Origin of the sequence: Streptomyces sp. CA-181903 (assembly GCF_050937075.1) — a bacterium.
Lineage (GTDB): Bacteria > Actinomycetota > Actinomycetes > Streptomycetales > Streptomycetaceae > Streptomyces.
The window spans coordinates 7,053,932-7,065,935 of record NZ_JBNJLY010000001.1; the positions used below are offsets into that span (position 1 = coordinate 7,053,932).

10 protein-coding genes and 1 pseudogene are annotated in these 12,004 nt (G+C 73.7%); all 11 read left to right on the top strand.

All coding sequences use genetic code 11. From position 1 onward, the window contains the following. The first annotated feature begins 20 nt into the window (after positions 1-20). The 11 genes and pseudogenes from ACQEVS_RS31235 (at position 21) to ACQEVS_RS31285 (ending at position 11,979) form a co-directional block, all read left to right on the top strand. Positions 21-362 (top strand): TcmI family type II polyketide cyclase, encoded by a 342-nt coding sequence (locus ACQEVS_RS31235; protein ID WP_433026338.1) that lies wholly within the window; start codon positions 21-23, stop codon positions 360-362. Next, a complete protein-coding gene (locus ACQEVS_RS31240) occupies positions 359-1,648 on the top strand; it encodes a beta-ketoacyl-[acyl-carrier-protein] synthase family protein (protein WP_433026341.1) in 1,290 nt (429 codons plus the stop codon). Before ACQEVS_RS31235 ends, ACQEVS_RS31240 begins: the two co-directional genes overlap by 4 nt. After that, a pseudogene (locus ACQEVS_RS31245) lies at positions 1,645-2,858 on the top strand (ketosynthase chain-length factor). The gene ACQEVS_RS31240 and the pseudogene ACQEVS_RS31245 overlap by 4 nt, the downstream one beginning before the upstream one ends. Before the next feature lie 45 nt (positions 2,859-2,903). Further along, complete coding sequence (locus tag ACQEVS_RS31250; protein ID WP_433026344.1) at positions 2,904-3,203, top strand: acyl carrier protein; 300 nt, start codon at positions 2,904-2,906, stop codon at positions 3,201-3,203. Positions 3,204-3,238: 35 nt separating this feature from the next. Next, complete coding sequence (gene fabG, locus ACQEVS_RS31255) at positions 3,239-4,021, top strand: 3-oxoacyl-ACP reductase FabG (RefSeq protein ID WP_433026347.1); 783 nt, start codon at positions 3,239-3,241, stop codon at positions 4,019-4,021. Positions 4,022-4,052: 31 nt separating this feature from the next. Further along, entirely contained in the window at positions 4,053-5,000 is a 948-nt protein-coding gene (locus ACQEVS_RS31260) for an aromatase/cyclase (protein WP_433026350.1), read from the top strand. 1 nt (position 5,001) lies between these two features. Further along, positions 5,002-8,370: an FAD-dependent oxidoreductase gene (locus tag ACQEVS_RS31265; protein ID WP_433026357.1), complete on the top strand. Its 3,369-nt coding sequence runs from the start codon at positions 5,002-5,004 to the stop codon at positions 8,368-8,370. Positions 8,371-8,393: 23 nt separating this feature from the next. Continuing rightward, positions 8,394-9,032: a nitroreductase/quinone reductase family protein gene (locus tag ACQEVS_RS31270; RefSeq protein ID WP_433026360.1), complete on the top strand. Its 639-nt coding sequence runs from the start codon at positions 8,394-8,396 to the stop codon at positions 9,030-9,032. 22 nt (positions 9,033-9,054) lie between these two features. Continuing rightward, positions 9,055-9,420, top strand: a complete 366-nt coding sequence (locus tag ACQEVS_RS31275; RefSeq protein ID WP_433026363.1) for an antibiotic biosynthesis monooxygenase family protein — start codon at positions 9,055-9,057, stop codon at positions 9,418-9,420. Between the two features lie 93 nt (positions 9,421-9,513). Further along, complete coding sequence (locus tag ACQEVS_RS31280) at positions 9,514-10,242, top strand: SDR family oxidoreductase (RefSeq protein ID WP_433026366.1); 729 nt, start codon at positions 9,514-9,516, stop codon at positions 10,240-10,242. A gap of 99 nt (positions 10,243-10,341) precedes the next feature. Beyond that, positions 10,342-11,979, top strand: a complete 1,638-nt coding sequence (locus ACQEVS_RS31285) for an MFS transporter (RefSeq protein ID WP_433026369.1) — start codon at positions 10,342-10,344, stop codon at positions 11,977-11,979. The last annotated feature ends 25 nt before the right edge of the window (positions 11,980-12,004 follow it).

Sequence of the window (12,004 nt, forward strand, 5' to 3'; positions counted from 1 at the left end):
CTTCCGACAACGGAGGCACCATGCACAGCACCCTCATCGTGGCCCGGATGGACCCGGCCTCGCTCGGCGAAGTGTCCCGGATCTTCCGGGAATTCGACGCGACGGAGCTGCCGGACGCCATGGGCACCCGGCGCCGCCAGCTCTTCCACTACCGGGGGCTCTACTTCCACCTCCAGGACTTCGACGCCGACCACGGCGGCGCCGCCATCGAGCGGGCGCGCGAGCACCCGCTCTTCGTCAAGGTCAGCGAGGACCTCAAGCCGTACATCACGGCCTACGACCCGGCCACCTGGCGCTCGCCCGCCGACGCCATGGCCACCCGCTTCTACCACTGGGGCGGCACGCAGGGGAGCGACAGGTGAACGGCCCGGCGGCACGGCGCGGCACCCGCGGGGGGCGCCGCGCCGTCATCACCGGGATCGGGGTCGTGGCGCCCGGCGCCGTCGGCACCAAGGAGTACTGGAACCTGCTGAGCGCCGGCCGGACCGCCACCCGCGGCATCACCCTCTTCGATCCCGCCGGCTTCCGCTCCCGGGTGGCGGCCGAGGTCGACTTCCGCCCCGAGGACCACGGGCTCGGCCCCCAGGACGTCCGCCGGATGGACCGGGCCGTGCAGTTCGCGGTCACCGCCGCGGCCGAGGCCCTGGCCGACGCCGGCCTGGCCCCCGGCGAGGCGGACCCGCACCGCACCGGCGTGACCATCGGCAGCGGCGTGGGCGCGACCATGGCGCTCGACCGCGAGTACCGCGTCGTCAGCGACGGCGGCCGGCTGGAGGCCGTCGACCACACCTACGCCGTCCCACACCTCTACGACTACTTCGTCCCCAGCTCCTTCGCCGCCGAGGTGGCCTGGTCGGTGGGGGCCGAGGGCCCGACGACGGTCGTCTCCACCGGCTGCACCTCCGGGCTCGACTCGGTGGGGTACGCCACCGGCCTGATCCGGGAGGGCGCCGCCGACGTCATGGTCGCCGGGGCCGCCGCCGCGCCCATCTCGCCGATCACCGTCGCCTGCTTCGACGCGATCCGCGCCACCACGGCCCGCAACGACGACCCGGAGCACGCCTCCCGGCCGTTCGACCGCACCCGCGACGGCTTCGTGCTCGGCGAGGGCGCGGCGATCTTCGTCGTCGAGGAGTACGAGCGGGCGCGCCGCAGAGGCGCCGTCCCGCGCGCCGAGATCGCCGGGTTCGCCACCCGCAGCAACGCCTACCACATGACCGGACTCCGCGCCGACGGCCGGGAGATGGCCGAGGCCATCACCCGCGCCCTCGACGAGGCGCGGATCGCCCCGGAGGCCGTCGACTACGTCAACGCGCACGGCTCCGGCACCCGCCAGAACGACCGGCACGAGACGGCCGCGTTCAAACGCGCTCTGGGCGCGCACGCGTACCGGACGCCGGTCAGCTCGGTGAAGTCGATGATCGGCCACTCGCTGGGGGCGATCGGCTCCCTGGAGATCGCCGCGTCCGTCCTCGCCATCGCGCACGACGTCGTCCCGCCCACCGCCAACCTCCATGAGGCCGACCCGGAGTGCGACCTCGACTACGTACCCCTGGAGGCGCGCGAGCACCGGACCGACACCGTGCTCACCGTCGGCAGCGGCTTCGGCGGCTTCCAGAGCGCCATGGTCCTGCGGAGCGCCGCATGACCGCCGCCGTCGTCACCGGGGTCGCCGTCGCCGCCCCCAACGGGCTCGGCACGGAGGCGTATTGGCGTGCGACACGGGCCGGTACCGGGGGCATCCGCGCGATCCGCAAGTTCGACACCTCCGGCTATCCGGTGACGCTCGCCGGCGAGGTACCGGACTTCCGCCCGGAGGACCATCTGCCGAGCCGCCTCCTGCCGCAAACCGACCACATGACCCGGCTGGCGCTCGTCGCCGCCGACCAGGCGCTCGCCGACGCCGGCGTCGACCCCGCCGCGCGGGACCCCTTCACCATGGGCGTGGTGACGGCCGGCTCCTCCGGCGGCTTCGAGTTCGGCGAACGCGAGCTGCGCAACCTGTGGAGCAAGGGCGGCCAGTACGTCAGCGCCTACCAGTCGTTCGCCTGGTTCTACGCCGTCAACACCGGCCAGATCTCCATCCGCAACGGCATGCGCGGCCCGTGCGGCGTCGTCGTCTCCGACCAGGCCGGCGGGCTCGACGCGCTCGCGCAGGCCCGGCGGCTGATCCGCGGCGGCACCCCGCTGGTGGTCTCCGGCGGCGTCGACGGATCGATCTGCTCCTGGGGGCTGGTCGCCCAGATGGCCGGCGGCCGGCTGTCCACCGCCACCGACCCGGACCGCGCCTACCTGCCCTTCGACGCCGCCGCGGCCGGGCACGTGCCCGGCGAGGGCGGGGCCCTCCTCGTCCTGGAGGACGCCGCGTCCGCCCGCGACCGCGGCGCCCGGACCTACGGCGAGATCGCCGGGTACGCCGCCACCTTCGACCCGAAACCCGGCACCGGCCGCGAACCCGGCCTGCGCCGCGCCATCCTGCTGGCCCTGGACGACGCGGGCTGCACCGTCGCCGACGTCGACCTCGTGTTCGCCGACGCGGCGGCCGTACCGGAGCTGGACCGGATCGAGGCGGACGCCCTCGCGGCCGTGTTCGGCCCCGGCGGCGTACCGGTCACCGCGCCCAAGACCATGACCGGGCGGCTGCTCTCCGGCGCCGGCCCCTCGACGTCGTCACCGCGCTGCTCGCGCTCGCGGACGGCCTCGTCCCGCCCACCGTCAACGTCACCCCGCTGCCCGGGTACGGCCTCGACCTCGTCGTCGGCGCGCCGCGGCCCGCGCGGCCGGAGACGGCACTTGTCCTCGCCCGGGGACACGGTGGCTTCAACTCCGCCCTGGTCGTCCGGCGCGCGGGGGCGTAACGGACGGCCGCGACACACAGCACCGCGGACGCAACGGAGGAACGCATGACCACGCACGAGCACGCCCGGTTCACCCTGAACGACCTGAAACGGATCCTGCGCGAGGCGGCCGGCGAACAGGAGGGCACCGGCCTCGCCGGCGACATCCGCGCCTTCACCTTCGAGCAGCTCGGCTACGACTCGCTCGCCCGGCTGGAGGCCGGCGGCCGCATCGAGCGCGCCTACGAGGTCGCCCTCGACGAGGAGTGCCTCAACGACACCACGACCCTCGGCGAACTGCTCGCCACCGTCAACCGGCGGATCGACGAGGCGCGGCCCGCCCCCACCGGTACGGCCCGCCCGTGAACACCGGCCACTCCCACGACCCTTCGAGGAGCACCATGGCACAGGACAGGCGCGTCGCCCTCGTCACCGGGGCCACCTCCGGCATCGGCCTGGCGGTGGCCCGCCGGCTGGCGGCGCGGGACCACCGCGTGTTCGTCTGCGCCCGCTCGGCCGACGCCGTGCGCACCACGGCCGAGAAGCTGCGGGCCGAGGGCCTGGACGTCGACGGCACCGCGTGCGACGTCCGCTCGGCCGACGACGTCCGGGCCTGGGTCGGGGCCGCCGTCGACCGGTACGGGACGGTGGACGTCCTCGTCAACAACGCCGGACGCAGCGGCGGCGGCATCACCGCCGACATCGACGACGACCTCTGGCAGGACGTCATCGACACCAACCTCACCAGCGTCTTCCGCGTCACCCGCGAGGTGCTGAACCGGTCCGGGATGCGGGACCGCGGCTGGGGCCGGATCGTCAACATCGCCTCCACCGCCGGGAAGCAGGGCGTGGTGCTCGGCGCGCCCTACTCGGCGTCCAAGCACGGGGTCGTCGGCTTCACCAAGGCCCTCGGCAACGAACTCGCGCCCACCGGCATCACCGTCAACGCCGTCTGCCCCGGCTACGTCGAGACCCCGATGGCCCAGCGCGTCCGGCAGGGCTACGCGGCCGCGTACGGCACCACCGAGGACGCCGTCCTGGAGCGGTTCACTGCCAAGATCCCGCTCGGCCGCTACTCCACCCCGGAGGAGGTCGCCGGCCTCGTCGGCTACCTGGCCTCCGACACCGCCGCCTCCATCACCGCACAGGCCCTCAACGTCTGCGGCGGCCTCGGCAACTTCTGAGCCCGCCCGGCCCTTCCGGAAGGAGACACCGATGACGGAGCCGGAGACCCGCGAGGCGGAGCACGGCATCACCGTGGCGGCACCCGCCGCCGACGTCTACGCGCTGCTCGCGAACGTGGAGAACTGGCCGCTGCTGTTCCCGCCCACCGTGCACGCCGAACGGACCGAACGCGTCGGCGCGTCGGAGCGGATCCGCATCTGGGCCACCGCCAACGGCACGGCCAAGACCTGGACCTCCCTGCGCCTGCTCGACCCCGTACGGCGGCGGATCGAGTTCCGCCAGGAGGTGCCGGCGCCGCCCGTGGCGGCCATGGGCGGCACCTGGCTGGCCGACCCGCTGTCGCCCGCCACCACCCGCGTCACCCTGCGCCACCACTACCGGGCCGCGGACGGCGACCCGGACGGCCTCGCCTGGATCGAGGCGGCCGTCGACCGCAACAGCCGGGCCGAACTGGCGGCCCTCAAGGCCCACGCCGAGTCCGCCACCGGGACGCCGGACGGGCGCGTCCTGGACTTCGAGGACACCGTCCGGATCGACGGCGAGGCCAAGGACGTCTACGAGTTCCTGGACCGCGCCGACCGGTGGGCGGAACGCCTCCCACACGTCGCCGCCGCCACCGTGGCGGAGGACACCCCCGGACTCCAGCGGCTCCGCATGGACACCCGCGCCCCGGACGGCACCACGCACACCACCGAGTCGGTGCGGGTCTGCTTCCCGCACCACCTCATCGTCTACAAACAGACCACGCTGCCCGCCCTGATGAGCCTGCACACCGGCCGCTGGCGGCTGGTGCGGGACGCGGACGGCACCCTCGCCACCTCGCGGCACACCGTCGTCCTCGCCACGGAGAACATCCCCCGCGTCCTGGGGGACGACGCCGGCGTCCCGGAGGCCGCGGCGTACGTCAGGGAGGCCCTGAGCGCCAACAGCAGGGCCACCCTGGGCCGCGCCAAGGAGTACGCGGAAGGCCGGCGGTGACGTGGACGTCCGAAAGACCGATGTCCTCGTCGTGGGCGCCGGGCCGGTCGGCCTGGCGCTCGCCGTCGAACTGCGCCTGGGCGGCGCCCGCGTCACCGTCCTGGAACGGCTGCCCGCGCCGGCCGGGGAGTCCCGGGCCTCCACCCTGCACGCCCGCACCATGGAACTCCTGGACCAACGCGGCCTGTTGCAACCCCTGGGCACCCCGCCGCACCAGCCCACCGGCCACTACGCGGGGCTGCCGCTCGACCTGAGCGGCCAGCCCTCGCCGTACGCCGGCCAGTGGAAAGTGCCGCAGACGCGCCTGGAGGCCCTGCTCGCCGAACGGGCCACCGCCCTCGGCGCCGACCTGCGGCGCGGCCACGAGGTGCGCGGACTGCGCGAGGCGGGCGACCGCGTCGAGGCCGAGGCGGTGGCCGGCGGACGGACGGTCCGGTGGACGGCCGCGTACGCCGTCGGCTGCGACGGCGAGCGGAGCACCGTGGCCGGCCTGGCCGGCTTCCGCTTCACCGGCCGTGAGGCCGGGCGCGAACTGCTGCGCTGCGACCTCACCGGCGTCACCGTCCCCGACCGCCGCTTCGAGCGGCTGCCCGGCGGGTTCGCCGTCGCCGCCACCCGCGACGGCGTCACCCGGATCATGGTCCACGAACACGGCCGCGCGCCCGCCGCCCGGCCCGGCGCGCCGGAGTTCGCCGAAGTCGCCGCCGCCTGGCGGCGGGTGACCGGCGAGGACGTCACGGGCGGCACCCCGCTCTGGGTGAACGCCTTCGGCGACGCCTCCCTCCAGGCCGACCAGTACCGGCGCGGCCGGATCCTGCTGGCGGGCGACGCCGCCCACCGGCAGCTCCCGGTCGGCGGGCAGGCCCTCAACCTCGGCCTCCAGGACGCCGCCAACCTCGGCTGGAAACTGGCCGCCGCGATCCGCGGGCACGCCCCCGCCGGGCTCCTGGACACCTACCACGACGAGCGCCACCCCGTGGGCCGTACGGCGCTCGACCACATCGCCGCCCAGGCGCTGCTGCTCCTCGGCGGCCCCGAGGTGGACGCCGTCCGCGAGATCCTCGCCGAACTCCTCGGCCACCGCGCCGTCCGCGACCGGCTGGCCGCCCGGGCCGGCGGCCTCGACGTCCGGTACGGGCCCGACGTCCGGTACGGATCCGATGTCCGGTACGGATCCGGTGCCCGCTGTGGCCCCGACGACGGCCACCCGCTCACCGGTACCCGGCTCACCCCCGCCGACCTGACCCGCGCCACCGGCACCCCGGAGGCCGCGGCCCTGTTGCGGCGCGCCCGGGGCGTCCTCCTCGACCTCTCCGGCGACCCGCGCCGAAGGGAGGAGCTGGCGGCCCTGACGGGCGGCCGGGTGGGGCTCGTCACCGGGGGGACCTCCGTCGGCGCGGAGACCGTACTGCTGCGCCCGGACGGCCATGTGGCCTGGGCGGGGGACCGGACGGCGGACCCGCGCCCGGCGCTGGAGCGGTGGTTCGGCGGGGCCGCGAGCGCGGCGATGGGCGGCGGACCGGCGGCGTCCCCGAGCCCGACCGCCACCGGAAGCTCGGCCGCCGCTCAAAGCCCGGGCACCGTCGGAAGCCCGACCGCCGCTCAAAGTCCGGCCACCGCCCCAAGCCCGGCCACCGCGGAACCGAACAGCCACCACGACAAGAGAGGCGGGCCCATGCCCAGCAAGCTCAAGGAACCCGGCCGGCCGGCACCCTCCGGCCCGCCGCAGCCGTGCGACGTCCTGATCCTCGGGTCCGGCCTCGCGGGCACGGTCAGCGCGGCGATCCTCGCCCGCCAGGGTGCCCGGGTGGTGCTGGTCGACGCGGCCCAGCACCCCCGGTTCGCCATCGGCGAGTCGATGACGCCGCAGCTGGTCGAGTGGCTGCACATCCTGAAGTCCCGCTTCGACGTGCCCGAACTGGGCCACCTGCTGGACACCCGGGCGGTGCACCGGCACATCGGCCCGCGGCACGGCCGCAAGCAGAGCTTCGGGTTCATCCGGCACGAGCCGGGAGCGGAGCCGGACCCGGAGGAGGCGACGATGTTCGTCATCCCCCGGATCCTCACCCAGGCCAGCCACCTCTACCGGCAGGACACCGACCAGCACTTCTTCAACATCGCCGCCCGCTACGGCTGCGTCACCCGGCAGAACTGGCGCGCCCGGGACCTGGACTTCGACGACGACGGGGTCACCGTCATCGGCCAGAACGGCGAGGTGTTCCGCGCCCGGTACCTCATCGACGCCAGCGGCTTCCGCTCGCCCCTCGCGGAGAAGTTCGACCTCCGCGAGGACCCCTGCCGGTTCAAGCACCACTCGCGGTCCCTCTTCACCCACTACATCGGCGTCAAGCCGTTCGACGACGTCTCCCACCACCCGCGCAGCCTGCGCCCGCCGGCGCCTTGGCACGCCGGCACGCTGCACCACATGATCGAGCGCGGCTGGTTCTGGATCATTCCCTTCGACAACGTCAAGGGTTCGCGCAATCCGCTGTGCAGCGTGGGTCTCACCATCGACCCCCGGCGCTACCCCAAGCCCAGGGACCTGACGCCAGAGCAGGAGTTCGACTCCTTCCTGGACCGCTACCCGGCGGTCCGGCGCCAGTTCGCGGGCGCCCGGCGGGTGCGCGAGTGGGTGTCGACCGAGCGGCTGCAGTACTCGTCGAAGCGGTCGATCGGCCACCGCTGGTGTCTGATGTCGCACGCGGCCGGCTTCATCGACCCGCTGTTCTCCCGCGGCCTGTCCAACACCTTCGAGGTCGTCTACTCGCTCTGCACCCGCATCGTCGCCGCCCTGGGCGATGACGACTGGTCGGAGGAGCGCTTCGGCTACGTCGAGGAGCTGGAGCGCGGGCTGCTGCGGCGCAACGACGAACTGGTCAACAGCTCCTTCATCGCCTTCGAGCACTTCCGCCTCTGGAACGCGGTCTTCCGGGTGTGGGCCGGCTGGCTCACCCCGGGCGCGATGCGGCTGTACGACGCCCGCGCCCGCTACGAGGCCGACGGCGACGAGCGGCACCTGACCCGTCTGGAGACGGTCGACCATCCCGGACTGTGGTGGCCCGAGCCGGAGTTCAAGAACGTCCTCGAACTCACCGCCGAGGTCTGCGAGAAGTACGAGTCCGGGACCATGACCGGCGACGAGGCCGCCGACACCGTCTTCGCCGCGCTCCACCGGAGCGAGGGCCTCAACCCGGTGTTCGGCTTCAAGGACGACGAGTCCACCCGCTTCGTCTACCCGAGCACGGCGACGGTGGCCCGCTTCGTCCACTGGGCCGCCCGCACCTGCACCGACACAGAACTGCGCACCGTCAGCCGCTCGTTGGCCGCCGGCGCCGCGCGCTCCCTGCTCAAGGGCAGGAAGCCGCTGTAGCGCCGGGGAGAGGAAGCAGCCCCATGCCCGTGAACATTTCCGAAAGCACTCCCGACCACCTGCCCGGAACCATGCCCGAGAGAGCGCCCGGGAAGCTCGCGCCCTGGTCGCGCGGCACGGCGCGGATCGAGGGCGCCAACATCTTCGTCCGGTCGTTCACCCGCCTGAACGTCCACCTCTACTCCAAGCCGCAGTCGAAGACCGCGAAACGGATCAACCGGGCGTTCCTCATCCTCAACATCCGCCTCTACCGGGCGTCCCAGGGCCGGGTCCTCGGCCGCTTCGGCCGCCTCGACGCCATGCTGATCACCACCACCGGCCGCCGGACGGGCCGGTCGCGCACCACCCCGGTGGGCTACGTCTACGACCGCGGCCGTTACTACGTCTGCGCCGCGCCCGGCCACTTCGACATCCCGGGCGGGCCCCAAGCCAGTCAGCCGGCCTGGTACCTCAACCTGCGGTCCGGTCCCCGGGCGACGGCCGACATCGGTCCGGAGCGGGTGGCGGTGACCGCGCGGTTCCTGGAGGGGGAGGAGCGGGACCGGATGTGGGACCGCTTCGTCGCGGTCTTCCCCTTCATCGCGGAGTTCCAGAAGCGGGTGCGGCACCGGCTGCCCGTCGTGGAACTGACCCCGGACGACCTCGCGCCCCAGCCGCTGTGACCACCGAGAAGGGAAGAACCCCGTGCGACTCCAGGACCAGGACCCCACCACCCCGTTCCCCGTCCAGCTCAAGGCGCGGACCGGGCCGATCACGCTGGTCAACACCTTCGTCGTGCCGGAGGAGCACGCGGAGCGGTTCGAACGGACGTGGCGCGAGGACGCCGGCTTCATGAAGGCGCAGCCCGGGTTCATCTCCACCCAGCTGCACCGGGGCACCTGCGGCAGCCGGCTGTGGCTGAACATCGCCGTCTGGGAATCGACCGAGGCACTCCACGCGGCCTTCTCCCGACCGGAGTTCCAGCGGGCGAAGTCCGCGTACCCGGACGGAATCACCGCCTCCCCGCACATCTACACCAAGGTCGCCGTCGAAGGGATCTGCGTGTCCTGACACGATGGCTGTGCTCCGGGCCGTCCGCTGGCTACCGTCGTCAACTCCCGCGCTCCACCGGGGAGTCGGCGGGACCAACGGAGGAGATGGGACATGGCGGTCCAGAGGGCGGCACTGGTCACCGGAAGCTCGCGCGGCATCGGCCGGGCGGTGGCCGAACGGCTGGCCGCCGACGGCGCCGGCGTGATCGTCAACTACCGCGCCGACGAGGAGGCCGCCGCGCGGACCGTCGACGGCATCGAGCGGAACGGGGGCCGGGCCGTCGCGGTCCGGGCGGACGCCACCGAGGCCGCGGGGGTCCGCGCGCTGTTCGAGGCCGCCGAACGGCACTTCGGCGGCCTCGACGTCTTCGTCGGCAACGTCGGCGTCAGCCGCTTCGGCCCGCTGGCCCGGGCCACCGAAGAGGACTTCGACCTGCACTTCACCGTCAACACGCGGGCGACGTTCCTGGGGTTGCGCGAGGCGGCCAACCGGCTGCGGGACGGCGGCCGGATCGTCGTGGTCTCCACCGGCATCACCCGCACCCACCGCCCGGGCGCGGGCGTCTACGCCGCGAGCAAGGCGGCGTGCGAGGCCATGACGCTGGTCCTCGCCGAGGAGCTCGGCCGCCGGGGGATCACGGCCAACTGCGTGCTGCCGGGCCTGACCCGGGACACCGGCGCCCCGCTGCCCCCCGAGGTGGCGGAGGAGAACGTGGCGCGGACCCCGCTGGGGCGGCTGGGGGAGCCCGCCGACGTCGCGGACGTCGTCGGGTTCCTGGCCTCCGACGCGGCCCGCTGGGTGACCGGGCAGGTGATCGGGGCGGGCGGCGGCCGGTTCTGACCGGCGCGTCCGCCGCGGCCCGCCCGGGATGTCACACCCGCGCCCCCCTCACCACTCCTGGGATCGAACGACCACATCTCATGTTGAAGGGGAAGGCTTGTGTTCCGGAAGTGGAAAGGCAATCCGTGGGCGATCCTGACGGTCCTGTGCCTCGGGTTCTTCATGACCCTGCTCGACCTCACCATCGTCAACGTCGCGATCCCGGACATCACCGATGACCTGGACACGTCCCTCGACGTGATGCTGTGGATCCTCAACGCCTACACGCTGGTGCTCGCCACGCTGATCATCACCGCGGGGCGCCTGGGCGACCTGCGCGGCAAGGGGAACCTGTTCCTCGCGGGCGTGGCCCTGTTCACCGCCGCCAGCCTCGCCTGCGGCCTGTCCCAGGACGCGGCGCAGCTCATCGCCTTCCGCGCGGTCCAGGGCGCGGGCGCGGCCCTGCTCATCCCGCAGACCCTGTCGATCATCGCCGAGGTCTTCCCCCGGGAGAAGCGCGGCAAGGCGCTCGGCATCTGGGGGACGGTCGCCGGTGTCTCCGGCGCCGCCGGGCCGGGGCTGGGCGGGGTGATGGTCACCCACCTCGACTGGCGGTGGGTCTTCTACATCAACCTGCCCATCGGTGTGTTCGTGCTGCTCATGGGTGCCTCGGTGATGCCGAAGGCCGGGCGCGTGGTGCGGCACCCCTTCGACCTGCCGGGCGTCGTCCTCGCCTCCGCCGCCCTGTTCGGCCTCACCTACGGCCTCACCGAGGGCGAACGGTACGACTGGAACGGCTGGATCTGGAGCCTGCTCGCCGCCTCCGCCGTTCTCCTGCTGGCCTTCCTCGGCTACGAGCGGGGCCGCCAGGACGCGGAACCGCTGCTGCCGTTCTCCCTCTTCCGCGACCGCAACTTCTCCGTCGTCAACTTCATCGGCGTCGCCGTCTCGTTCGGCGTCATCGCGATCCTGCTGCCCACCACCATCTACCTCCAGTCCGTCCTGGGCTACAGCGCCCAGAAGACCGGCCTGGTCATCATCCCGCTGGCCCTCGGCTCCATGATCACCGCAGGACCGGCCGGCATCCTGTCGGAGAAGTTCGGCGGGAAGTACGTCCTGACGGCCGGGCTCACCCTGTTCGGCGCCGGGGTCACCTGGATCCTGCTCGCCGCCGACCCGGACGGCGGCTGGGGGCCGATCGCCGGCGCCCAGTTCCTCGCCGGGCTCGGCGCGGGCTGCACCTTCGCCCCCATGGGCTCCGAGGTCGTCCGCAACGTCCCCGCGCACCTCACGGGCGCCGCGTCCGGCGTCAACAACGCGCTGCGGCAGGTCGGTTCGGCCCTGGCGGCGACCGTCGTCGGCGCCGTCCTCCAGGCCCAGCTCGTCACCGCCCTCCGCGACCAGGCCGCCCGGCACGCGGCCGAACTGCCCGAGCAGTACCGCGACGGCTTCGTCCGGAGCTTCGCCAAGGCCGGCGAACAGGGCCTGAACGTGGGCACCCAGCAGACCACGCAGGTGCCGTCCGGCGTCCCCGACGACGTCGCCCACCGCATCGGCGAGCTCTCCGGCAAGGTCTTCGGCAACGGCTTCGTCGACGCCCTGCACCCCACGCTCTGGGTCTCGGCCGGCGTCCTGTTCCTCGGCGCCCTGACCTGCCTCCTGCTCAAGGGCGGACCCGCGCCCGCCGGCAGCGCGCACGGCCTGCCCGCGGACGAGGAGGAGACCCCCGGCCCGCAGAGCGCGGTCGTCCACGGCTGACCGGCACCACCGCGACCGGCGACAC